The following is a 24694-nucleotide window of genomic DNA, read 5'->3' as shown; positions in this document are numbered from 1 at the left end:
TGCTGCGTCGGCGAGAGTTTCGTTTGCGGGTAGGCTTATGTTGCTGCGGCAGAGGTTTCGCTTGCCGTGCGTCCGGTGGTTATATGTATTGCCTGGCGCCGGCAAGCGACAAGGAGGCCGTACCGCGACGGCCTCCTTGACCTCCGCGCGCCCGGCAGGTCGCGCGTCGCTGCGCGATGCCTTCCTCCGCCCATGCCCCCGTTATGCACCGGCCCGGTTAGCGCTCCCGGCGCAACCGGGCCTTTCGCCGCTCCCGGCGGCTCATGCCGGGGGCACAGGCGCCGTCAGCGCGCTTTATGCCGGTCCATATGTCGCTGTTCGTACTGCATGTTATGAAGCGATAGCGGCGCTGTTGTTTTGGATGGGGGCTGGCGTCGGCATAGGATTGACGGTTATCGAATGCAACACGTATGGAAAACCGTTGGCACAGCGAAAATCAGTCATGCAGTCATGCAGTCATGCAGTCATGCAGTAAGGCATTCATCATTCAGTTTTGAGTTTTAACAGTAAGCATTACGCTTTCAGCCATTAGCCATTAGCCATTAGCCATCAGGCTGTAAACATTAGCGCAAAATGAATACTGAGACTTTTCCCGGTAAGCGCATACCGCTAAGAACCTCAAAACGCTGTTTTACTGGCAGGCGATGGTGTTGACGTGGTGCCGGCATAGAGTGCGCCGGCAGCGCACGTCACGGCTGGATGAGCCGCCGGGAGCGGCGAAAGCCCGGCTTGCGTCTGGAACGCATGCCGGGCGGTCCACAAGCCGGGATGGGTGATGCCGGGCACCGCGCAGCGGCGCACGATCTGCCGGGCGCGCGGAGGTCAAGGAGGCCGTCGCGGTACGGCCTCATTGTCGCTTGCCGGCACCCGGCACGGCATATCACCGCCGAACGCACGGCAAGCGAAACCTCCGCCACGGCAGCATAAGCCTACCCCCACACAGCAAGCGAAACCCCCACCGCAGCAACATAAGCCTCCCCGCACACGGCAAGCGAAACCTCCATCGCAGCAACATAAGCCTCCCCGCACACAGCAAGCGAAACCTCCGCCACGGCCTCCCCGCACACTACAAACGAAACCCTCTCCGGCCTGCCAATCCTCTCGCCGCCAGCGCCCCTCCTTTGTCAACAAACCCAACATACCAGCGGCACACCCTTTCCCCCGCTACCGGCGCCGGCTTCAAAAGTGAGTATTAAGGCCAAGGTAGAAGGTCCTGCCCGGTTCGTTGTAGGTGGCGGCGCCGGCGCCGTACATATAAGCGTTGGTGGCGGCGTTGCCGGTGGTCTGGGCGTTACCGGCGCGGAACTGGCGCTTGTCGAAGACGTTGTCGATGCCCAGGGTCAGGCTGGCGTATTTGTTGATATCGTAGGTGCCGCTCAGGCCGACAATGGCGTAAGGACTGACCTCATTGGTTTCGCTGCCGGTAACGCGTTCGCCCTTGTAGTTGTATTTTTTCGGTTTCTGGCGTCCATACCATGAAAGGGTGGACTGTAGCGACAGATCCTGGCGCGCCTGCCAGCTCAGGGTGGAATTCAGCGTATATTCCGGAATGATCGACAGGTAGTCCCCGGTCTCTTTATTTTTGCTTTCAATGATATAGGTAACATTGTTATTCCAGGAAACCGTTTCGCTAACCGGGATATTCAGCGTACCTTCCAATCCCTGCACCACCGCCTTGGGTACGTTTTCCCAGCGATAGATATCGGACGCGCCGTTGGTCGAGACGCCGGTCGGCACATAACCCGCCTCGATTTTATCGCGGTAGTCATTGCGGAAATAGGTCACGCCCGCCTGGTAGCCGTCGCGTTTAAATTCCAGCCCGATTTCTTTGTTGATGCTGGTTTCCGCCTTGAGATCATCATTACCCAGCAGATAACACCCGCCGGTGCTGGCGGCACAGCCCTGGCCGCGGCTGTAGAGCAGGTAGTTGGGGTTGGTCTGGAACAGGCTCGGCGCTTTATAGGCGCGGGCGATGCCCATTTTCAGGGTGAAATCCTGTCCCAGCCCCTGCGAGAGGTTAAGCGAAGGGCTCCAGTTGTCGCCGACGATGGAATGGTGGTCGAAGCGCAGCCCCGGCACCAGCATGGTGCTGTCGGTCAGTTCCATATTATCCTCGGCGAACAGCGAGAAAATATCGGCCGAGGAGTAGGGGCTGCGTCCGGTGCTGGCCACGCCCGGGATAGCGCCGCCCAGGAGGGTCTGGGTATTCGACGCCGGATCCTTCATTTTCTGCTGGTTCCACTCGCTGCCGGCCGTGAGGGTCTGGTTGACCCCCAGCTCAAACGGCACGCTGAGTTCGGTATGCGCCAGCACGCTGTCCAGCTGGATGGTGGAAAAATCATTGCTGGCGAAAATCCCCTCCGTGCCGCCGGCCAGCCCCTCGTCCAGGCGGGTATTTTTTGTGCGCTCATATTGCAGGTAATTTAGGGTGCTGACGCCGCTGTCCCAGGCGCCGCGCCAGGTCAGGGCATGGGTCTGGCGATAGATACGGTTGGTTTCATGGCCGTAGTTGTCCTGCACCAACTGGCTGGTATTGGTGTTCTGGGTATCGCCGGCGTAGATATTGCCCTGGCGGCTGTAGGTGGTTTCATATTCCAGGCTTTGCATCGGCGCCAAATCCCAGTGCAGGAGGGCATCGATATTTTTGTCCCTGACCCCTTCGCGTCCGGCCGGGACGGTATCGGCATAGGTGCCGGTGCGCAGGGACTGATGACCGTCGTTAATATCCTGGGCGTCGGCCTGGGTTTTGCTGTAGCCGCCGGTCAGGCGGAAGCTGAACGCGTCGCTCAGCGGCCCGGACAGGCTGAAGTTGGTGCGTTTGGTCGCGCCTTCGTCGTCATGCTGCGGCATATTCAGATAGGTATTCCATGAACCATGCCAATCGCGGGTGTCTTTTTTGGTAATAATATTCACCACGCCGCCGGCGGCGCCGTTGCCGTAGCGCGCCGCCGCCGGTCCGCGGATCACCTCGATATGATCGATCATTTCCGGCGGCACCCAGGCGGTATCGCCCCGGGTGTCGCGCTCGCCGCGCCAGCCCTGGCGCACCGAGTTGCGGCTGCTGACCGGCAGGCCATCAATCAGGATCAGGGTATTTTCCGGCCCCATGCCGCGGATATCGATTTGGCGGTTGTTGCCGCGCTGGCCGCTGGTGGAATTGCCGGTCAGGTTGACGCCGGGCATGGTGCGGATGATTTCCGACACATCGCGGGCGGGCGGCCGTTTCCTGATTTCATCGGCGCTGATGGTGGATACGCCAGGCGCCTGGAGATTTTGCTTTGCCGCGGTGACGACGATGGTATCGCCCGCCGCGCTTTTGCCGCCGCTGGTTGCCGTGGCGTCGTCCGTCGTCGCGGAGGTTGATACCGGTGCTGTGGTCGTGCTGTCGGCCGCAGGCGCGGCCAAAGGAAGCGCCAGAGTTCCCAGACCCAGACTGATTAGGGTCGCTAAGGAGTAACCTGAGAATGTGGTATGCATATGTTCCCTGATCTGTAGCCGATCCCGTGACTGCTCCGGCGAAAGCCAGCAGTATGGACGGCCTGCTATGTTATAAATTGGATAAAATAAGCAGTTTTTTCAGCAACTGCCGGCGGCTAGCACGCAATGTTAAATCGCTGTTAACATTACGTTATTCCCTCGTTCGGCCACGCCATTGACAAATAAAACCGACCCTTAATGGAACTTTTACACACTATTGCAAATAGAAATAATTATCAATAGTATTTAGTTTACGTTTTAGATTAAAACGTCTACATTCACGGTTTACATAAGGAATCGCGCCCGGTGAAAAAAATGATGTTGGCCCGCGCCGATGTGGGCGGCGACGACTGGTGGCGGGAGGTGGAACGCCAGGGCGCGCCCTGGGTGGAGGCCGGTGCGTCCGGGCAGTGCGGCGTGATATTCCTGTGGCGCGACCCCGGGGGCGACGAGCGCGCGTCCCCTATCCGCCGGGTATGGATTAACATCAGCGGCGTGACCGACCACCATAGCGATACCGGTCCGCAAAGCCTGGAGCGTATTGCCGGCACGGATGTCTGGTATTGGCAAACCAGTCTCGGCGCGCAGTGGCGCGGCAGTTATTGCTTTATCCCATGCCGGGACGACGGGGCGTTCGGCGCGGCGGCGGCGCCCATGGACCGCGCCGCGCTGCGTAACGCCTGGCGTGGTTTATTTTCCGGCGCGGTCGCCGACCGGCTTAATCCGCTGCGCGCCTGGACCAACGGACGCGGCCATCCGGTTTCCGCGCTGCATATGCCGCTGGCGCCCCCGCAGACAGCCTGGAACGAGTACGACAGGCTTGGCCCGGTGGCCGGGCGCACCCTGCCGCCGCTGCCGTCGCCCGCAGGGCTGGAGCGCCATCGCTGGCATAGCGAACGCCTGGGCAACAGCCGCGATATCTGGGTATTCACCAGCGGACGCCGGCATGCGCCCGGGCGTCCGCTGGCCATCCTGCTGGACGGGCAGTTCTGGGCGCGGCAGATGCCGGTCTGGTCGCCGTTGCTGCATATGACGCGCGCCGGGGTCCTGCCCGAGGCGGTCTATGTATTGATTGACGCCATCGATAGCCCACGGCGCGGGCGTGAATTAACCTGCAACCCTGAATTCTGGCGGGCGGTACGGGAAGAACTGCTGCCGCAGCTGGCAGCCTGGGCGCCGTACCGCGCCGATCCGGCGACGACGGTGGTGGCGGGGCAAAGCTATGGCGGCCTGTCCGCCCTGTATGCCGCCTTAAACTGGCCCGGGCATTTTGGCTGCGTGCTCAGCCAGTCCGGTTCGTTCTGGTGGCCCGACCGGGATGCGGCACAGGCGCGGGACGCCTGCGGCGATGCCCGTGGGCTGCCGGCGCAGATCGGGCGGGGCCTGGGCGACGGACTGGCGCTGAAGGTCTTTATCGAGGCCGGCAACCGGGAGCGGCTTATTCACCAGGTAAACGACCGGGTGGTGGAACTCCTGCGCCGGCAAGGGCACCGGGTTGATTACCGGGTGGTGGACGGCGGCCATGACGCGCTGTGCTGGCGCGGCGGCCTGCTGGACGGGCTGGCCGCGCTCTGGTCGCCCGGCCGCTAGCGCCCCTGGCCGGCGCTTCCCGCGTCCATGCCCGGCCTGGCTATTTTCGCCCCGGGCAATCCCCGTCATTGGCGCTATCGCAGCAAAATAAGGAGTGCGTTTTGGAACACCCCAACCCCTTCGACGATCCGCAACAGATTTGTCTGGTTTTGCAAAACCGCCAGGCCCAATACAGCCTCTGGCCGGATTTCAGCCCGGTGCCCGCCGGATGGACGCCGGTTTTTGGCCCGGCGCCGCGCCCGGAATGCGGCCGGTGGCTGGAAACCCACTGGACCGATATGCGTCCCGCCGCGCTGCGCGGGGCATAAGCAGCGCAACCCATCGTTTTTAAGGAGTTACCGCCGTGTCAGAAATATCCTTGCCAACCGGCGCCGATGGACAGCCGGCCGAACTGCCGCTGGTGGCGGCGCAGCCCGGTATCTGGGTGGCAGACCAACTTTCCGCGCAGCCCAACGCCTATGCGGTGGCGCACTATATCGAGCTTAAGGGCGATATCGATGAAGGCTGCCTGCTGCGCGCCATCGACCAGGGCATGGGCGAAGCCGACACCCTGCGCATGCGTTTTGCCGAGCGTGACGGCATTGCGGTGCAATGGGTTGACGGCGATCTGACCTTTGACCGTCCCGATTGCGTGGATCTCAGCGCCGCCGGCGACGCCCGGAACGCCGCGCTGGCGCTGATGCAGCAGGATCTGGCGGGAGATCTGCGGGTGCTGAGCGGCAAACCGTTGTACCGGCATCTGCTGATTCGCGTGGCCCGCGATCGCTGGTTTTGGTATCAGCGCTATCATCATCTGATCGTCGACGGCTTTAGTTTTACCGCCATCACCCGCCGCATCGCCGTGCTGTATAGCGCCTTCATGCGCCGGGAAACGCCGCCGCCGTCGCCTTTTACCCCCTTTCAGGGGGTGGTGGAGGAATATCAGGCGTATTATCAGTCGGATGCCTGGCGCCGCGACGCCGCTTTCTGGCGCGAAAAAACCGGCCGACTGCCGGCGCCGGGCACGCTGTCGCTCAAACCGTTGTCCGGCCAGGCCGCCACCACCCATGTGCTGCGTTATGCGCTTGATCTCGATAGCCGGCTGTTCGCCGGCCTGGTCACGGGGGAGGAGCGCGCGCCGGGCATCGCCGATCTGGCCCTGGCGCTGGTGGCGTTATGGTTTGCCCGGCTGTGCGGGCAACCGTCCTATGCCGCCGGTTTTATCTTTATGCGCCGTATGGCCTCGGCCGCCCTGGATGCCACCGGTCCGGTGATCAATGTCCTGCCGCTGGCCGTGACCGTCGGCCCGGGGCAGACGCTGGGCGCCTTGGCCGCCGCCCTGTCCGGCGAGCTGAAGAGCCTGCGCCGCCATCAGCGTTATGATGCGGAACAGGTACTGCGCGACCTGGGCCGCACAGGGGATGAACAACCGCTGTTCGGCCCGGTATTTAATCTGAAGATGTTCGACTTCCAGCTTGATTTCGCCGGGGTGGAGGGCGTGACGCACGCGCTGGCTTCCGGGCCGGTGCGCGATCTGGAAATCGCGCTCTATCTTGGGGAAGAAACGGTAGCGGTGGAACTGGTGGCCAACGCCGAGCGGTATACCGCCGGCGAGCTGGCCGGCCATGCCCGGCGCCTGCCGCTGCTGCTGCGCCAGTTTGCCGCCGATCCCGCGCTGCCATGCGGCCAGGCCGATTTGCTGGGCGAGGCCGACCGCGCGCTGCTGGCGCGCATCAATGATACCGGTAAAACGCTGGCGCCGGATACGCTCGCCACCCTGCTGGCACGCCAGGCGTTGCGCACGCCCCAGGCCGTGGCGCTGGCGGATGCGCGGCGCCGCCTGACCTACGGCGAAACCCGCGGGCAGGTGCTGGCGCTGGCGCAACGGCTGGCGGCGCAGGGGGTGCGCCCGGGCGATATCGTCGCCGTCGCGCTCCCGCGCTCGGTATTCCTGACGCTGGCGCTGATGGCGGTTATCGAGGTGGGCGCCGCCTACCTGCCGCTGGACACCGGTTATCCGGACGAGCGGCTGCAACTGATGCTGGACGATGCGCGGCCGCGGCTGATTATCACCTGCGCCGGACAGGCCGCGCGGTTCGACGGCCGCGGCGATCTGTTGCTGTATGAGGCGCCGTTGACCGCGGACCCGCGGCTGCCGCGGGATTTCCCCCGGCCGTCGGCGCATCATCCCGCTTATATTATCTATACCTCCGGGTCGACCGGACGGCCGAAAGGCGTGGTGGTGGCCCATGACGCCATCGTCAACCGGCTGCTGTGGATGCAGGATCGCTATCCGCTGAGCGCGGATGACGCGGTGCTGCAAAAAACCCCCTGCAGCTTTGACGTATCGGTGTGGGAATTTTTCTGGCCGCTTATCAACGGCGCGCGGCTGGTCATGGCGCCGCCGGACGCCCACCGCGATCCGCAGGTGTTGCTGCAGCTTATCGCCGATTACCGCGTTACCACCCTGCATTTCGTCCCCTCGATGCTGGCGGCGTTTGTCGCTTCACTTGCCGATGACGGCGCCATCGCCTGCTGCGCCACCCTGCGGCGGGTATTTTGCAGCGGCGAGGCGTTGCCCGCCGAACTGTCGCGCCTGTGGCAGCGGCGCACCGGGGTGGAGCTGCATAACCTCTACGGCCCCACCGAGGCCGCGGTGGACGTCAGCTGGTACCCGGCCCACGGCGAGACGCTGGCGGCGGTGCGCGGGGCGCATGTGCCGATCGGCTTCCCGGTATGGAATACCGGCCTGCGCATTCTTGACGGGCGGTTGCGGCCGGTGCCGCCGGGCGTTGCGGGCGATCTCTACCTGACCGGCGTTCAACTGGCCCAGGGTTACCTGGCGCGCCCGGAGCTGACCGCCAGCCGGTTCGTGGCCGATCCCGACGGCGACGGCGGGCGGATGTACCGCACCGGCGATGTTGCCCGCTGGCTGGACGACGGCGCGGTGGAGTACCTGGGCCGCAGCGATGATCAGCTTAAAATCCGCGGGCAGCGGGTGGAGTTAAGTGAAATCGATCATGCGCTGCTGTTATTGCCGGGCGTGCGCCAGGCGGTGACCCATGCCCGGGTATTGGGCGCCGCGCCTGATGGCGGCATCGGCGGCGATGCGCGGCAACTGGTCGGCTATCTGGTGGCGCAGCCGGGTGAAAGGCTGCACCCCGAGGCGCTGCGCGACGCCCTGGCCGAACGGCTGCCGGCGCATATGGTGCCGGTGGCGCTGGTCGAACTTCCGGCCCTGCCGCTCAGCGCCAACGGTAAACTGGATCGCAAGGCGCTGCCGTTACCCCAGTCGCGTCGGGCGACACGGGGGCGAGCGCCGCAAACCGCCATCGAGCGGCGGGTAGCCGCGCTGTTTGCGCAACTGTTGCAACAGGAAATCGGGTCCGTCGACGATGACTTTTTTGCCCTTGGCGGCCATTCCCTGCTGGCGATGCGGTTGGCGGCGGAGCTGCGCCGCGACGTGGGTAAGCCGGTAACCGTCGGCCAGGTGATGGTGGCCTCGACGGTGGCGCGCTTGGCCGCGCTGTTTGATGATGAGGTGGATAACGACCCCGGCGATGCTATCCGGCGTTCCGGACTGGACGCGGTCCTGCCGCTGCGCCAGGGCGAGGGCCCGCCGCTGTTTTGCTTTCATCCCGCCTCCGGTTTCGCCTGGCAGTTCAGCGTGCTGCGGCGCTATATCGATCCGCGCTGGCCGCTGGTGGGTATCCAATCGCCGCGTCCGGACGGTCCGCTGCAGCGGTGCGGCACGCTGGAGCAGGTGTGCGACGCGCATCTGCTGACGGTGCGCGATATACAGCCGCACGGCCCTTATCATTTTATCGGCTATTCGCTGGGCGGCACGCTGGCGCAGGGCATTGCCGCCCGTTTACGCGCGGCGGGGGAAACGGTGGCGTTTCTCGGCCTGCTCGATACCTACCCGCCGGAGACGCGCAATTGGGACGCGGTGCAGGGTAAACATGTGCTGGACCCCGAAGTGCTGGAGGAAGTGCGGCGCGAGCGCGAGCAGTTCATCGCCGCGCAACAGGGTATTGCGGAGCCGGCGGGGGACGAACAGCGGCGGCTGTTCGATGCCATCGAGGGCAATTATGCGGATTCGGTACGCCTGCTGGCGGCCAGCCGCAGCGCGTATTTTGCCGGGGAAGCCACGCTGTTCGTGGCCCGGCGCACGCTGCCCGCCGCTATGGACGTGCGCCGGACCTGGTCAGATTATGTGGACCGGCTGCGCGTGCACGAACTGGACTGCGCCCATGTGGATATTATTTCGCCCGCGTCGTTCCAGGTGCTCGGACCCTTGCTTAACCAGGCGCTCAGGGAACTGTAGGCGTCAGCCCCGGCCCAGCGGCACGATCATCGGCGTATGGGATACCGGATCGTCGATGATCATGCAGCGCAGGCCGAATACCGCCTCCACCAGTTCGGCGGTGACGATGTCCACGGGCGCCCCCTGGGCCAGGATACGCCCGTCGCGCATCGCCACCAGGTGGGTGGCGTAGCGGCAGGCGTGATTAAGATCGTGCAGCACCACCACCAGCGTATGGCCGGCGCGGTGCAACTCGCGCATCAGTTCCAGCAGGTCTATTTGATGGGCGATATCCAGCCAGGTGGTGGGTTCGTCCAGCAGCAGCAGCGGCGTTTGCTGCGCCAGCACCATGGCGATCCAGACCCGCTGCCGCTGGCCGCCGGACAGGGTATCCACCGGCCGTTCCGCCAGCCCGGCGACGCCGGTGGCGCGCATCGCTTCCTGCACCGCTTGTTCATCGCGCCCGCTCCAGCGGCTTAATAGCGATTGATGCGGGTAGCGTCCGCGCGCCACCAGATCGCCCACCGTGATATCCCCGGGCGCGCTGGAGCTTTGCGGCAACAATCCCAGGCGCCGCGCCACCTCCTTGGTGGCGTAGGCGCCGATCTCCCGGCCGTCCAGCCATACGGTGCCCTCGCCGGGCCGCATCAGGCGGCTGAGCGTGCGCAGCAACGTCGATTTGCCGCAGGCGTTGGGGCCGATGATCACCGTCAGTTCACCATCGGGGATGGTGATGGACAGATCGCGGGCAATCACTTTTTTATCATAGGCGAGCGTAAGATTTTCCGCCCGCAGGCGGCTGGACGACGGGGTAAGGGCGCTCATTTTTTTCGCGACTCCCGGATTAATAAGCCGATCAGATAGAGGCCGCCGATGCTGACGGTAACCACCCCGACCGGAAGCTGATAAGGCGTAAACATACGCTGGGCGGCGAGGTCGGCCGCCAGCAACAGCAGCGCGCCGGTCAGGGCCGCCAGGGGGATCGCCAGGGTTTGGCTGCCCGCCAGGCGGCGTGAAATCTGCGGCGCCACCAGGGCGATAAAGGAAATGGGGCCGGCGGCGGCCGTTGCGGCGGCGGTCAGGGCCACGCCCGCCAGCATCAATCCTAGTCGCGATCTTTCCACCGGCACGCCGAGCGCGCAGGCGGCGTCATCGCCCATTTCCAACAGGCGCATGCGCCGCGACAAAGCCAGGGCCAGGGCAAAGGCCAGGACAATCGGCACGGCCACCGGCGGGCATTTCGCCCAGGTCATGCCGTTAAGCGATCCGGCGCTCCATAGCCCGGCGGTCAGGGCGGATTCCAGCGAGGCGCTGACCACCAGCCAGGTGTTAAGCGATACCAGCAGGGCGCGAACGGCAATGCCGACGATAATGAGCCGGAAGGTCTGGATGCCGTTGCGCCAGGCCAGCAGGTAGACTATGGCGGCGGTCAGCAGGCCGCCGGCAAGGGCCGCGCCGGTTATGCCCAGATAGCTGCTGTTGAACAGCACTATCGCTATCAATACGGCGCTGTGCGCGCCGGTATTGAAACCCATGACATCCGGGCTGCCGAGCGGGTTGCGCATCAACGACTGGAAAATAGCGCCGCTGGCGCCCAACGCCGCGCCCAGCAATAACGCCATCGCCACCCTGGGCAGCCGCCATTGCGTCACGATAACCTGGATATTGTGCGCCGCCGCGCCGCGCAGGGCGTCCACCACCTGCCGGGCCGGAAGCGGGAGCGACCCGGCGCCGAGGGCGTAAATCGCCAGCGCAAGGCAGGCAAGCAGCAGGATGCCGACGGTCAGCGACGTCCTGATCCGGGCGTGCCGGTTCGCCATCATCACCGGCTTATCATCCGGTGGCGGCGTACCAGGGCTATCAGCACCGGCGCGCCGAGCAGCGCCGTTATCACCGATACGCGCAGCTCGCCGGGCACCATCACCCGGCCCGCCATATCGCTGCCCAGCAGCAGCAGCGGCGTAAGCAGCAGCGTCCAGGGCAGCAGCCAGCGGTGGTCCGGGCCGGCTATCCAGCGCGCGATATGCGGCATCATCAGCCCGATAAAGGCTATCGGCCCCGCCAGCGCCGTAGCCGCGCCGCATAACAGGGTAATGGCCGCCAGGCCGAGCAGCTGCGTCAGGCCCACCCGCGAGCCCAGCGCCGTCGCCAGTTCGCTGCCCATGCCCAGGGTATTGAGCGCCCGCGTTAGCCAAAGCGTCAGGCCGGTGCCCAGGACGATAGGCCAGATAACGGCGTTTACCGCCGCCATGCTGCGGATATCCAGCGAACCGGCCTGCCAGAAGCGCAATTGGTCGTAGACCAGGGGATTGAGCAAGGAAATACCGGAGGCCATGCCGTCCAGCACCGCGCCCAGCGCCACGCCCGCCAGGGTGAGGCGAATGGGGTTCAGCCGCCCGCCGCCCGCCGCGCCGATTAACGCCACCAGCAGGGCGGCGGCCAGCGCGCCGGCAAAGGCAAACCACAGGTAGCGATCGATGGAGGCGGCGCCGAAAAAGGTGATGCCCAGCACCACGGCGAACCCCGCGCCGGCGTTGACGCCAAGAATGCCGGGGTCGGCCAGCGGATTGCGGGTCAGGGTTTGCATCAGGGCGCCGGACAGCCCCAGGGCGATGCCCACCAGCAGCCCGGCCAGCGTGCGCGGCAGGCGGCTCTCGAGGATAATAATACAATCCGGGCTGCGGCAGGCGCCGGTCAGCGCGGGCAATACCTGGTCGGCGGGAATGGTTTTGGCGCCGATAAACAGGCTCGCCGCCATCAATAATGCCAACAGCACGCCGCTTAACAGCAATCCGTAATAATGGCGCATAAAAGGCTAAACCATAAATTATATGATAATGATATTTATTATCGTTATTACTCGCAATAACTTATGATAGCATGACTGCTTCCCTGATTGCAGCGCCCAGTGGCGTCGAATTCCCCGGATAGTTAGCGTCTTATGCAAAAACCCTCGTATTTACTCGATATCAGCCTGCTGAAAACCCACCCCGCCTTCCGGGCGGTTTTTATCGCGCGGTTTTTGTCCATCCTGGCGCTCGGCATGCTGGCGGTGGCGGTGCCGGTGCAGATACAGGCCATGACGGGGTCCACCCTGCAGGTCGGGCTGGCGGTGACGCTGGCGGGCGGCGGTATGTTCGTCGGCCTGCTGGCCGGCGGGGTGATGGCGGATCGCCGCGAGCGGCGCGGGCTTATCCTGTTTGCCCGCGCAACCTGCGGGGTGGGGTTTATCGGCCTGTGCCTTAACGCGCTGCTGCCGGTACCGTCCCTGTTCGCGATTTATCTGCTGGCGGTGTGGGATGGTTTTTTTGGCGCGGTGGGGGTGACGGCGCTGCTGGCCGCCACGCCGTCGCTGGTCGGGCGGGAAAATGTCATGCAGGCGGGCGCCATCAGCATGCTGACCGTGCGCTTCGGCGCCATTTTATCACCGGCGGCGGGCGGCCTGGTCATCGCCTCCGGCGGGGTGGCCTGGAACTACGGGCTGGCGGCGCTTGGCACGCTGCTGACGCTGTTGCCGCTGCTGCGCCTGCCCAGGCTGGCGCCGCCTCCCCAGCCCCGGGAACACCCGCTGCACGCGCTGGCCGGCGGCATGGCCTATCTGTTTCGTCATAAAACCATCGGCCTGGTGGCGCTGATCGGCGCCCTGCTGACCATGGCAAGCGCGGTACGGGTGCTTTACCCGGCGCTGGCGATAAGCTGGCATATCAACGCCGCCCGGCTGGGGTTGATGTATGCGGCGGTGCCCCTGGGCGCGGCGATAGGCGCGTTTACCAGCGGCCGCGTCGCCGCCACGGCGCGGCCGGGAAGAATGCTGTTGCTTACCGCCGTCATGGCGTTTATCTGCGTCGCGGCATGCAGCCTGATGCCGTTCTACGCGCTGGCGCTGCTGTGTCTGGCGGGCTTTGGTTACTTCAGCGCCATCAACTCGCTGCTGCAATATGCATTGATACAACAGCTGACGCCGGATCATCTGCTGGGCCGCATCAACGGCCTGTGGACCGCGCAGAACGTCACCGGCGACGCGCTGGGGGCGCTGGTATTGGGGGGGTTGGGCACCCTGATGCCGCCGGGGCTGGCCGCCGCGGCGTTCGGACTGGCGGCGGCCCTGGCGGGGCTACTGCCGGCGCTGGCGCTGCGGGGCCTGCGCGCCGTGGATATGGCGCGGCATCGGGATCAGGGCCGGCCGGCGGATGAAATCCCGCCCGCCGGCCGCAGTGAGCCATAACCGCCATGAATCCCCTCCCGGCCGGGAATGGCCGCGGCATGACGCGGTTAGCCACGCGGCAGGACGGGGAAAGATCACGGCTTGGCGAACAGTTGTTCCAGGCGGGCCAGCACATTGCTGGCGCTGTAGTAATCAAGGCGGAAGGTGTCGTTGCCAAGGGCGTAGACCCGGCGGTTTTGCACCGCCGGCAGATGCGCCAGGAACGGATTGGCCAAGAGCAACCGGGCGCTGGCGTCATCGCCGGCAAACAGCAGGAAGGTTTGCCCGTTCAGGCCGGCGGCCAGGTTTTCGCCGGACAGCTGGACGATATCCTTGCGCACGCCCATGCTTCTGCCGCCAGCGGGGATAGCGGGCGGTTCGGCCAGCGTAAAGCCCAGCTGGCGCAGCAGCTGGCCCTGCGGCGAATCGGCGGTCCACAGGTTGGCGGCTTTGCCGTCCGGCTGGTAAACCAGGGCGGATACCGGCTGCGGCGGCAGCGCCAGATGCTGTTTCAGCGCCTGCCGGCGGGCGTCGAAGCGGGCGATGACCTCCGCGGCCTGCGCTTCATGGCCGGTGGCTTGTCCCAGCTCACGGGCCAGGTCCTGCCAGCTTTTATCGTCATAATTGACCACCAGGGTCGGCGCCAGCGGTGACAACTGATCGTAAAGGCGCAGGGCCGAATCGCCGCCGGTGGCGGCGATAATAATCAAATCGGGATTCTGGCCGGCGATGGCCTCGGCATCCGGTTCGCCGATGTACAGGCGTTTGACGCCGCGCTGCCGGGCGACATCGCTCCACTGGCGAAAAAAGCCCTGCTCGTCCGCGACCCGGTTATTCGGCGTGGTGGCGCCGCTGGCTATCACCGGCGCCCCGATGGCCAATAGCGAGCCGGTAAGGGTGACGCTTGTGGATACGATGCGCTGCGGCATGTGATCCAGGGTAATGGCGCCATGCGCGCCCGCCACCTGCCGCGGCCAGCCGTTCTCAGCGGCGCGCGGGGACGCGGCCGCCAGCAGTAAGGGCAGGGCCATCAGGGCGAGCCAATTGCAGGCGGATCGGTGCCGGGACAATAGAGTGATCATGTCTGGTATTCCTGGGGTAGGGGCTGGTTTTGTCCGCCTTATGATGACAAAAAACGGGCAATCAAATCCACCCTTGCGCGGGTGAGGCAGTGTTTACGTTCATTGACACGGCAGATTCTACGACGTAGTTTATGTGCTATCAATACAAATGATAATTATTATTATTGTGTTTATCATTTGAAAATAGCGGAGATCGTCACGTGGAATTCTCATTGTTTCGACAGACAACACCAGGCGACGCGGATGCCATTATAAACGGATTTTTTTTCATGTCGCCTTATCGCAGCTTCGTTACCCAGGGTCGTTTCTGCGCCATCAGCGCGCCCGCGGGCAGGGGTGATCAGCCCGATGGCGTGTTTCAGCGGGAGCTGCGCCACGCCTTCCGGCGCGCCAGAAACGCCGGCATTGAACGGCCGCTGGTGGTGGGCGCCATTCCCTTCGATGCCGACCGGCCCGCGGCGCTGTTTATCCCGCAGCGCAGCCAGGGGTTCGATCGCGAGATGTTTTTGCAAAGCCGGAATGTGCCCGCCGAACCCTTGCCGCAGGTAACCGGCAAAATCGAGCGACCGCCGGAGCGCGACTTTAAACACATGGTGGCGCGGGCGGTGGAGGCCACCGGCCAGCAACGGCTGAGTAAAGTGGTGCTCGCGCGCCTGCTGGATATCACCACCCGGGAACCGGTGAATACCGCGGCCCTGATGCGGCGCATCGCGGCCCAAAATCCCGCCAGTTACAATTTCCATGTTCCCCTCGACAACGGCGCCCTGCTGGGCGCCAGCCCGGAGCTGCTGCTGCGCAAGACCGGCAACCGGTTTTACTCCACGCCGCTGGCGGGTTCCGCCCGGCGCGACGCCGAGCCGGGCCGTGACGCCGCCGCCGGCCGCCAATTGCTGGATTCAGTCAAGGACCGCTATGAGCATCAGCTGGTTATCGACCAGATGCGCGAAGTGCTGGCGCCCTACAGCGCGGGTTTAAACGTGCCGCCCGTACCCGGCCTGGTCAATACGCCCACCCTTTGGCATCTGGCCACCGCCATCGACGGCGAGGTGGCGGACCCCGCCGTCAACGCCCTGGCGCTGGCCTGCCTGTTGCATCCCACGCCCGCGCTGTGCGGCGCCCCCACCGATCGCGCGCGCCGCTTAATCCAGACCCTGGAACCCTTCGACCGCGATCTGTTCGGCGGCATGGTGGGCTGGTGCGACGAGGAGGGCAATGGCGAATGGGTGGTAACCATCCGCTGCGCCAGGGTGGCGGGCAACCAGGTGCGGCTGTTCGCCGGCGCCGGCATTGTGCCCGCCTCCCTCCCCGACGCGGAGTGGCGCGAAACCGGCGTCAAGCTCGATACCATGCTGAGCGCGTTTGGATTGCATTAACAGGAGAGATGATGAGCATTGTATTTAACCGTTGGCCGGATGAGTTCGCGGCCCGCTACCGCGCCAGGGGATACTGGCTGGATTTGCCCCTGACCGATATTATCGACCGCCGTAAAGACAGCGGCGCGCTGGCGGTGGCCTGCGGCGAGCGCCGCCTGAGCTACCGGGATGTCAACACCTTGTCCGACCGGCTGGCCGCGGCCCTTGCCCGGCGCGGGCTGGCGGCGGGGGATACCGCGCTGGTGCAGTTGGGCAACGTGGCGGAATTTTATCTGGTGCTGTTCGCCCTGCTGAAAATCGGCGTGGCGCCGGTAAATGCCCTGTTCAGCCACCAGCGCAGCGAACTTACCGCCTATGCGCTGCAAATCAGGCCGGCGCTGCTGATTGCCGACCGGCAGCATGGGCTGTTCAGCGATAATGGCTTTATCGATGAACTGCGGCGGCTGCATCCGTCGCTGCGGGTGGTGGCGATGCGCGGCGACGACGCGCCGCAAACAAGTTTACAGGCATTATTCGACGAAGCGCCGGGCGCGTTCACCGCCGCCCCGTCGCCCGCCGACGAGGTGGCCTTTTTCCAGCTATCCGGCGGCAGCACCGGCACGCCGAAGCTGATTCCGCGCACCCATAACGACTACTACTACAGTATTCGCGCCAGCGTGGACATCTGCCGTTTCGATAAGGATACCCGCTACCTGTGCGCGCTGCCCGCGGCCCATAACTACCCGCTGAGCTCGCCGGGCGCGCTGGGCGTGTTTTACGGCGGCGGCGGCGTGGTACTGGCCAGCGATCCGAGCGCCAACGTCTGTTTCCCGCTGATAGCGCAGCACCGGATCACCGTCACCGGGCTGGTGCCGCCCGCCGTGACGCTGTGGCTGCAGGCGATGGAACAATGGGGCGACAGCGGGCAGCTGGCCAGCCTGCAATTATTGCAGGTCGGCGGCGCCAAGCTTGGCGAGGCCCTGGCCGCGCGCATTCCAGCGGAGCTGGGCTGCCGGCTGCAGCAGGTGTTCGGCATGGCCGAAGGGCTGGTGAACTACACCCGGCTGGACGATGACGACGAACATATCTTTACCACCCAGGGCCGTCCGATATCGCCGGATGATGAAGTCTGGGTGGCCGACGGGCAGGGCAATCCGCTGCCGCCGGGCCGCGTGGGACGCCTGATGACGCGCGGGCCTTATACGTTTCGCGGCTATTACCAAAGCCCGGAGCACAACGCCGCGGCGTTTGACGCCGACGGGTTTTATTGTTCCGGCGATTTAATCGAGCTGACGGACGACGGCTACCTGAAAGTACAGGGACGCGAAAAAGACCAGATCAACCGCGGCGGGGAAAAGATTGCCGCCGAAGAAGTCGAGAACCTGTTGCTGCGCCATCCGCACGTGGTGAATGCGGCCCTGGTATCCATGACCGATGCGCTGATAGGGGAAAAGAGCTGCGCCTATATTGTCGTCACGCAGGAGATCAAACCGGTGGCGCTGCGCCGCCATTTGCGCCAGCTGGGGGTGGCGGAATTTAAACTGCCCGACCGTTTTGAACGGGTGGACGCCTTGCCCCTTACGCCGGTGGGCAAGGTCGATAAAAAACGACTGCGCCTGCTGATCGACGCCGCCACCGCCACCCCCGCCACAGGAGAAAAATAAATGGCCATCCCGAAACTGGTTTCCTATGCCATGCCCACCCCGGCGGAACTGCCCGCCAATAAGGTCAACTGGGCCTTTGAGCCGCAGCGCGCGGCGCTGCTTATCCATGATATGCAGGACTATTTCCTTAACTTTTGGGGCGGGGACAGCGCGCTGGTCAGCCGGCTGGTGGAGAATATCGCCGCCCTGCGCCGCTACTGTAAATCGCAGGGCATCCCGGTGTTTTACACCGCCCAGCCGGCGCGGCAGAGCGAGGAAGATCGCGGGCTGTTAAACGATATGTGGGGGCCGGGGTTAAACCAGTATCCCGAACAGCAGGCGGTCATCGCCGCCCTCGCGCCCGACGCCGATGACCAGGTCCTGGTCAAATGGCGTTACAGCGCCTTTCACCGCGCCCCGCTGGCGGATATGCTGGCCGAGCGCGGCCGCAACCAGCTTATTATCTGCGGCGTTTATGCGCATATCGGCTGCCTGATGACCGCCGCCGATGCGTTTATGCGCAATATCAAACCGTTGCTGGTGGCGGACGCCCTGGCCGATTTTACCCGCGACGACCATCTGATGGCCCTGCGTTATGCCGCCGGCCGTTGCGGGCGCGTGCTGATGACCGCCGATTTGTTGCCGGCGCCCATCAGCAAGGCGCACCTGCGCGCGCTGATCCTGCCGATGCTCGACGACGACTGCGGTGATTTGGGCGATGATGACAACCTGATCGACTACGGCCTGGATTCGGTGCGCATCATGACGCTGGCCACCCGCTGGCGGCAGGCGCGCGCGGGGCTGGATTTTGTCGCGCTGGCGCGGAACCCGACCCTTAACGGCTGGTGGCAATTACTGGCGCCGGAGCATAACGTATGACTATCAGCCTGGATTTCAGCGGTAAGCGCGTCTGGGTGACCGGCGCCGGTCAGGGCATCGGCTACCAGACCGCGCTGGCGTTCAGCGAGGCCGGAGCCGACGTGGTCGGACTGGACCGGCGCTTTGCCGGCGACGGCTACCCGTTTCGCACGCAATTGCTGGATATCACCGATGCCCCCCAGGTCGAACGGGTGTGCCGGGCGCTGCTTGAGGAAAACCCACGGCTGGATGTCCTGGTCAACGGCGCCGGCATCCTGCGCACGGGGGCCACCGATAGCCTGGACCTCCAGGACTGGCAAGACTGCATGGCGGTCAACGCCGGCGGCGCGTTTAACCTTTTTCGCCATACCCTGCCGGTCTTTCGCCGCCAGCGGGCAGGCGCCATCGTCAGCATCGCCTCCAACGCCGCCCACGTGCCGCGCGTGGGCATGTCCGCCTACTGCGCCTCGAAAGCGGCGCTGAGAAGCCTGTGCATGACCGTCGGGCTGGAAATGGCGCCGTTCGGGGTGCGCTGCAACCTGGTGTCGCCCGGCTCGACCGATACGCCGATGCAGCGCGGCCTGTGGCAAAGCGCGGATGCGGAACAGCGGACCATTGCCGGTTTTCCCGGGCAATTCAAGCTGGGCATTCCGCTGGGGAAAATCGCCCGGCCGCGCGAGATTGCCGACGCGGTGCTGTTCCTGGCCTCGGAACATGCCGGCCATATTACCTTGCAGGATATCGTCATCGACGGCGGCGCGACGCTTGCCGCCTGATGCCGTTACGGCCCGCCGGGCGCTAATGCCGGCGGACGTGTTTCATCGCCGGCCGGCCTGCTTCAGTGCCAGCCCAGCCGGTTGCTCAATACTAGTGCATGGCGTTTCACCGCCGCGATAATATCCTCGCGCCGCTCGGCAAAACGGCTGGAAAGGGCCGCCACATTCAGCGCGGCCACGGTTTCCCCCTTGGCGTTCAGCACCGGCGCCGCCACCCCCGAACCGCCAATATCCATCTCCTGATCCGACACCGCGAAGCCGTCCCGGCGGGCCTTGGCGATATGCTGGCGGATAAGATCGCGGTCCACCAGGGTATGCCGGGTGTATTGCACGATGCGTTCATGGGCGAGGTAACGCTCGATCTGGCCGTCGTCCCGGGCGGCCAGCAGGGCGCGCCCCATGGCGGTGCAATAAGACGGCAGGCAACTGCCCAGCGGCGACTCGTAACGCACCGGTTGGGTGCCGCTGCAACGCTCCAGGGTTTTCAGCCGGCAATCGTGGTTCAGCACCCCGAGCATGATGGTTTCGCCGCAGCCGTCGCGCAGTTCGCGCATCACCGGCCCGGCCAGTTCAATCAGCCTGGCCTCCGGCCCGCAGATCCAGCCCGGGCCGTTGCGGTACGTGTCGCTCAGCGTATACCGATCCGCCTCGCCGCGCACCGCATAGCCGCGCGCCACCAGGGTCGCCAGCAGGTTATGGGTGCTGCTTTTCGGGTAGCCCAACTCGTCCACCACCTCTTTCAGGGCGAGCGGTTTTTCCGCCTGCGCCAGCAGTTCGAGTACTTCCAATACGCGCACCGCGCTTTTGACTTCGTTCATGTATGTGAACCCTATTCTTGTTGCTGAACTTATTTTTACTGTGTTAGAACTCGGAACACAATCTTTTCCTGATACGGGATCCGCGATGAACCAAACAGCGCCGCTGGACCAGATAGCCATCGAGCTTGTCCGCAACGCCTTCCATTCCATCTGCGATGAAATGGCCGAGTCGCTGGTGCGTTCCAGCCACTCGCCGAATATCAAGGAGCGGCGCGACTGCTCATGCAGCGTCTATGACGTGGCCGGCGATATCGCCGTGCAGGCGGAGCATATTCCCATCCATCTCGGTGTGATGGCGGGCGCGCTGCGCCATATCCTGGCGGCGTTCCCGGCGGCGGAGATGGCGCCGGGAGACGTGTTCCTGGTCAACGATCCGTATTACGGCGCCAATCACCTGCCGGATTTTATCGTCGCGGGACCCTTGTTCGCCGGCGGCCGGATGGTCGGCTTCGGCGCCAGCATGGCGCACCATACCGACGTGGGCGGCCTGACGCCGCGCAGCATGCCCGCCACCGCCACCGAAATCTTCCACGAGGGCCTGCGCATTCCGCCGGTGAAACTGGCGGCCGCCGGCCTGGTGGATAACAATATCCTGACCATTATCGCCGCCAACTCGCGCCTGCCCGACGAGCGCATGGCGGATCTCGGCGCGCAAATCGCCACCATCCGCGTCGCCCAGAGCCGCATTGACGAACTGGCGCGCCGCTATGATACCGATCAGCTGCGTTACGCCCTGGCCGAGATTATCCGCCGGTCGGAGGCGGCGACCCGCGCCTGTATCGCCGCGCTGCCCGACGAGATTTGGTACGGCGCGGCGGCGGCGGATTTCGGCGGCGAGATGATCCCGCTGCGGGTGGCGCTTTCCCATCAGGGCGATCGCCTGAAAATTGATTTCTCCGGCAGCGGCCCGCAGACCAACAGCCCGTTTAATTCCTGCCTGGCCAATACGCTGGCCTGCGTGTACATGGCCATCCGCATCACCCTGGCGCAGGGCATCCCGGCCAACGCCGGTATGTACCGCGCCCTTGAGATCGCCATTCCCGCGGGTTCCATTCTCAACCCCGTTTTCCCGGCGGCCATTTCCGCCGCCACCCAGGTGTCCTATCATACCTTTGAGGCGCTGATGGACGCGCTGTCCGCCTTTGCGCCGGAACGGGTGCTGGCCGGCACCGGCGGCGGCGGGGTGTTTTCTTTCGGCGGCATGAACCCGCTGACCGGCCGGCTTTTTGCCTATGGCGAGGCGCTGGGCGGCGGTTCGGGCGCCAGCAACGTGGCCGACGGCGAGAGCGGCATGATCCCGCCGGTGGCCAATTTGCACGACACGCCGGTGGAAGTGCTGGAAATGAGTTTGCCGGTGCGTATTTTACGTTATGAACTGGTGCCGGGTTCCGCAGGCGCCGGACGCCAGCGCGGCGGCTTTGGCCTGCGCCGGGAATTCCAGGTGCTGACGCCGGTGCGCTGCTCTTTCCAGGTCAGCATGCCCACGCACGGGCCGGGCGGCCTGCTGGGCGGCGGCGCCGGCGCGCCGACGCGCATTACCGTCACCGCACCGGACGCCGCGCCGTTGTCCATCACGGGTTTTAGCGAACTCTCCGCGGCGGCGGGCACGGTCATCCGGGTGGAAACGGCGGGCGGCGGCGGCTACGGCCCGCCGTGCGAACGCGCCGCGCCGGCGCGCGCGCAGGACCGGCTGTACGGCTATGGCGATATCCAGATCAGGGGGGCTCAGGCATGAGCGGATTACTGGCCGCCGTTGACGTCGGCGGCACCTTTATCGACGTGGTGGTGACCAATCCCGCCACCGGCGAAACCCGCATCGCCAAAGTCCTGCACCGCAAGGGCGATCAGGGCAATGACATCCTGGCGGCGCTGGACGGGCTGGCGCGGCAGATGAATGCCGGCGCCCCCGACATCGATGCCGCGGTGGTGGGCACCACCGTGGTGACCAATGCCTTGCTGGAAGGCGCGCTGGCCAAGACCGCCCTGGTGACCACGGCGGGCTTTCGCGATGTGCTGGAAATTGCCCGCATGACCCGGCCGTCCTCCTATGATTTGCACGCCCGGCGCGCGCCGGTGGTGGCGCCCCGGCATTTGCGCCTGGAGGTGCCGGAGCGCCTCGATCATCGTGGCGAGGTGTTGCTGCCCCTGGATGAGGCCGCGCTGGACCGCTGTATCGAACAGCTGCTTGAGGAAAAAGTGGAGGCGGTGGCGGTCAGCCTGCTGTTTTCCTTCGTCAATCCCGACCATGAGCGGCGTATCCTGGAAAAGCTGGCGGTGCTGGGGGTGCCGGTCTCGTTGTCCTCCGACGTGTTGCCGGTATTCCGCGAATACGAACGCACCGCCACCACGGTGCTGAACGCCGCCACCATGCCGGTGATGGCGCAGTTTTTAGCCGGCCTGCAAACCCTGAAAGACCAGGGACCGGCCCGGGCCTTTATCATGGGATCGGCCGGCGGCTGCCTGACCTTTGCCGAAGCCCGCCGTTTCCCGATAAAATGCGCCATGTCCGGCCCCGCCGGCGGGGCGGTGGGCGCGCTGGATCTCTGCGCCCGCCATGGCCTGGGGGAAGCGCTGACGCTGGATATCGGCGGCACCAGTTCGGATATCGCCCTGCTGCGCAACGGCGCCATCCCGGTGACCGACGAGCGGGCGATCGGCGGCTATCCGGTGGCGGTGGCCTCGGCGGAAATTGAAACCATCGGCGCCGGCGGCGGTTCGATAGCGTATCTGGACCGCGCCGGATCCCTGAAGGTCGGGCCGCGCAGCGCCGGCTCGACGCCGGGGCCGGTGAGCTACGGCCGCGGCGGCGAACTGCCCACCGTCACCGACGCGCATGTGGCGCTCAATCGCCTGGGGGTCGACAGCATGCTCGGCGGCGGATTCCCCCTCGACCGGGAGGCGGCCGTCGCCGCCATCGGACGGCATATCGCCGCGCCCCTGGGCGTCAGCTGGCAGCGGGCGGCGCACGGCATATTGCAAATCACCACCGCCAATATCGTGCGCGCCATCCGCGCCATGTCGGTGGAACGCGGTCACGATCCGCGCGCCATGACGCTTATCGCCTTCGGCGGCGCCGGCCCGCTGCACGCCGTCGACGTGGCGCGCGCGCTTGAGATTCCGCGCGTGCTGATTCCGTATTTTTCCGGCGTGTTTTCGGCCCACGGTATTTTGTCGGTGGATATCGCCTATGACGCCCAGCGCACCTGGCTGCGGGAGCTGTCCGCCATCGATGCCCACGCACTGGCGGAACTGACCGACGAGATGCTCGGCGCGCTGCTGGCCCGCGCCGCCGAAGACGGGTTTAGCGCCGGCGACCTGGCCATCGCCTGGTCGGCCGACCTGCGCTATCGCGGCCAGTCCCATGCGCTGACCGTGGCGCTGCCGTCGCCGGACGCGGCGGGCCTGGCCGTCAGCCGCTCGGCGTTTTTGGCCGAGCATCTGCTGCGCTACGGCCACGCCTCCGCCACTGCGGCGGTGGAGCTGCTCAACCTGCGGCTGAAAATCAGCCGGCCGCGCGGGGGCGGCGGCGAGGTCGGCGCTGCGCCCGCGACGGCGGCCGAACCGGCCGGTCAACGCGATATCTGGCTTGATGAGGCCGAATGCGTCGCCTGCCCGGTCTATCAGCGCGCCACGCTGCCGGACCACTGGCGCGCCACAGGCCCGCTGGTGATTGAACAGTTCGACGCCGTGACCGTACTCGGCCGCGGCGATATCGCCGAGGTCCTGCCCGGCACGCGCGCCTTATCGATTCGCATCCACCCACACACCGACTGAAACCATTCACCCGAAGGAGCACCCTATGAGATTTTCTGCTAAGCACGGCGCGGCGCTGATTGTACTGGCCGCCAGCCTGACCGTCGCCGCCCTATCGGCCCAGGCGCAGGGCCTGACCCAGCTGCGCGTTGGCGCCGATCCCAGCTACCGGCCGATATCCTTCGTCGATCCGTCGGGCAAGCTTATCGGTTTCGACGCCGATTTCGCCGCCGCCCTCGGCCAGCATATGGGGGTGCCGGTGTCCTATGAGGGCATGGCGTGGGACGGTATTATCCCGGCGCTCCAGGGCGGAAAAATAGACGCCATCACCAATCTGGTAATAAGCGACGAGCGCAAGAAAGTCGTGGCGTTTTCCCAGCCGATCATGACGCAAACGATTGTCGCGGTGGTGCGCGCCGACAGCCAGCATCCGCAGGCGACCGCCGCCGACCTGCCGGGGCTTAAGGTCGGGGTGATGGTCAACACTGCCGCCGCCACCGCGCTGCAGGGCATGAAGGGGGTAACGCCGGCCACCTATAACACCGTGGTGGACGCCTATAATGATCTGATGCTCGGGCGCATCGACGTGGTGGCGGTGGAAAGCGTTAATGGTACCTATATTGCCGCCAGCCAGTATGCCGGCAAGCTGAAAGTGGTGCCGAAGCCGCTCACCGACGATGTGAAGCTGAACGGCGTGGCGCTGCGCAAGCAGGATACCGACGGGCTGGCGCAGGTTAACGCCGCCATTGATAAAATGAAGTCGGACGGCACCCTGGCCGCCATCGCCACCAAGTGGTTCGGCAATACCCTGAATGTGCCACACTGATTGTACTGCCAACGTTACCCATGAGGTCAA

At 65.1% G+C, this 24694-nt stretch carries 17 protein-coding genes; 11 read left to right on the top strand and 6 right to left on the bottom strand.

The window, feature by feature from the left end:
• Window positions 1-1179 precede the first annotated feature (1179 nt).
• Window positions 1180-3477 carry a TonB-dependent siderophore receptor gene (locus tag ACL2XF_RS18055; RefSeq protein ID WP_410012407.1) on the bottom strand — a complete coding sequence of 766 codons (2298 nt, stop codon included), beginning with the start codon at window positions 3475-3477 and terminating at the stop codon, window positions 1180-1182.
• Window positions 3478-3792: 315 nt separating this feature from the next.
• On the opposite strand from ACL2XF_RS18055, the gene fes reads away from it, so the two are divergent.
• The 3 genes from fes (at window position 3793) to ACL2XF_RS18040 (ending at window position 9373) form a co-directional block, all read left to right on the top strand.
• Complete coding sequence (gene fes / locus ACL2XF_RS18050; protein ID WP_413728834.1) at window positions 3793-5067, top strand: enterochelin esterase; 1275 nt, start codon at window positions 3793-3795, stop codon at window positions 5065-5067.
• A gap of 101 nt (window positions 5068-5168) precedes the next feature.
• On the top strand, window positions 5169-5375 hold the full coding sequence (locus tag ACL2XF_RS18045) for an MbtH family protein (RefSeq protein ID WP_410012406.1): 207 nt from the start codon (window positions 5169-5171) through the stop codon (window positions 5373-5375).
• A 35-nt stretch (window positions 5376-5410) separates the two neighbouring features.
• Window positions 5411-9373, top strand: coding sequence for an enterobactin synthase subunit F (locus tag ACL2XF_RS18040; RefSeq protein ID WP_413727281.1), 3963 nt, complete (start codon window positions 5411-5413; stop codon window positions 9371-9373).
• A 3-nt stretch (window positions 9374-9376) separates the two neighbouring features.
• Here the strand turns inward: ACL2XF_RS18040 and ACL2XF_RS18035 are convergent, their stop codons facing one another.
• The 3 genes from ACL2XF_RS18035 to fepD are packed head-to-tail and all read right to left on the bottom strand — an operon-like array spanning window position 9377 to window position 12161.
• Window positions 9377-10177 (bottom strand): ATP-binding cassette domain-containing protein, encoded by an 801-nt coding sequence (locus tag ACL2XF_RS18035; protein ID WP_413721974.1) that lies wholly within the window; start codon window positions 10175-10177, stop codon window positions 9377-9379.
• Window positions 10174-11175 carry an iron-enterobactin ABC transporter permease gene (fepG, locus tag ACL2XF_RS18030; protein WP_410012403.1) on the bottom strand — a complete coding sequence of 334 codons (1002 nt, stop codon included), beginning with the start codon at window positions 11173-11175 and terminating at the stop codon, window positions 10174-10176. Before fepG ends, ACL2XF_RS18035 begins: the two co-directional genes overlap by 4 nt.
• A complete protein-coding gene (gene fepD / locus ACL2XF_RS18025; RefSeq protein WP_413727280.1) occupies window positions 11175-12161 on the bottom strand; it encodes a Fe(3+)-siderophore ABC transporter permease in 987 nt (328 codons plus the stop codon). The genes fepG and fepD overlap by 1 nt, the downstream gene beginning before the upstream one ends.
• Before the next feature lie 132 nt (window positions 12162-12293).
• On the opposite strand from fepD, the gene entS reads away from it, so the two are divergent.
• Window positions 12294-13577, top strand: a complete 1284-nt coding sequence (gene entS / locus ACL2XF_RS18020; protein ID WP_410012401.1) for an enterobactin transporter EntS — start codon at window positions 12294-12296, stop codon at window positions 13575-13577.
• Between the two features lie 74 nt (window positions 13578-13651).
• On the opposite strand, the gene fepB is transcribed toward entS, so the two are convergent.
• Window positions 13652-14587 carry a Fe2+-enterobactin ABC transporter substrate-binding protein gene (gene fepB / locus ACL2XF_RS18015; protein WP_413728833.1) on the bottom strand — a complete coding sequence of 312 codons (936 nt, stop codon included), beginning with the start codon at window positions 14585-14587 and terminating at the stop codon, window positions 13652-13654.
• Window positions 14588-14838: 251 nt separating this feature from the next.
• Between fepB and ACL2XF_RS18010 the strand changes: the two genes are divergently transcribed.
• From ACL2XF_RS18010 to dhbA, 4 genes are read left to right on the top strand one after another with little or no spacing between them, the layout of a single operon-like run.
• Window positions 14839-16011 carry an isochorismate synthase gene (locus tag ACL2XF_RS18010; protein ID WP_413727279.1) on the top strand — a complete coding sequence of 391 codons (1173 nt, stop codon included), beginning with the start codon at window positions 14839-14841 and terminating at the stop codon, window positions 16009-16011.
• An 11-nt stretch (window positions 16012-16022) separates the two neighbouring features.
• A complete protein-coding gene (locus ACL2XF_RS18005; RefSeq protein ID WP_413728832.1) occupies window positions 16023-17654 on the top strand; it encodes a (2,3-dihydroxybenzoyl)adenylate synthase in 1632 nt (543 codons plus the stop codon).
• On the top strand, window positions 17655-18512 hold the full coding sequence (locus tag ACL2XF_RS18000) for an isochorismatase family protein (RefSeq protein WP_410012399.1): 858 nt from the start codon (window positions 17655-17657) through the stop codon (window positions 18510-18512).
• A complete protein-coding gene (gene dhbA / locus ACL2XF_RS17995; protein WP_413727278.1) occupies window positions 18509-19267 on the top strand; it encodes a 2,3-dihydro-2,3-dihydroxybenzoate dehydrogenase in 759 nt (252 codons plus the stop codon). Before ACL2XF_RS18000 ends, dhbA begins: the two co-directional genes overlap by 4 nt.
• A gap of 62 nt (window positions 19268-19329) precedes the next feature.
• Here dhbA and ACL2XF_RS17990 read toward each other — a convergent pair whose 3' ends face one another.
• Window positions 19330-20085: an IclR family transcriptional regulator gene (locus ACL2XF_RS17990; protein WP_413727277.1), complete on the bottom strand. Its 756-nt coding sequence runs from the start codon at window positions 20083-20085 to the stop codon at window positions 19330-19332.
• A gap of 85 nt (window positions 20086-20170) precedes the next feature.
• Here ACL2XF_RS17990 and ACL2XF_RS17985 point away from each other — a divergent pair, with 85 nt between their 5' ends.
• Genes ACL2XF_RS17985 through ACL2XF_RS17975 form a run of 3 tightly spaced genes read left to right on the top strand, consistent with a single transcriptional unit; the run spans window position 20171 to window position 24664 of the window.
• Window positions 20171-21820: a hydantoinase B/oxoprolinase family protein gene (locus ACL2XF_RS17985; protein WP_413727276.1), complete on the top strand. Its 1650-nt coding sequence runs from the start codon at window positions 20171-20173 to the stop codon at window positions 21818-21820.
• Entirely contained in the window at window positions 21817-23859 is a 2043-nt protein-coding gene (locus tag ACL2XF_RS17980) for a hydantoinase/oxoprolinase family protein (RefSeq protein ID WP_413727275.1), read from the top strand. The genes ACL2XF_RS17985 and ACL2XF_RS17980 overlap by 4 nt, the downstream gene beginning before the upstream one ends.
• Window positions 23860-23884: 25 nt before the next feature.
• A complete protein-coding gene (locus tag ACL2XF_RS17975) occupies window positions 23885-24664 on the top strand; it encodes a substrate-binding periplasmic protein (protein WP_410012393.1) in 780 nt (259 codons plus the stop codon).
• Window positions 24665-24694 lie beyond the last annotated feature (30 nt).

Origin of the sequence: Sodalis sp. RH19, assembly GCF_047324215.1 — a bacterium.
Lineage (GTDB): Bacteria > Pseudomonadota > Gammaproteobacteria > Enterobacterales > Enterobacteriaceae > Acerihabitans.
The sequence above is the reverse complement of the archived record's forward strand: the minus strand, read 5'-3'. Positions and strand labels throughout refer to the sequence as shown.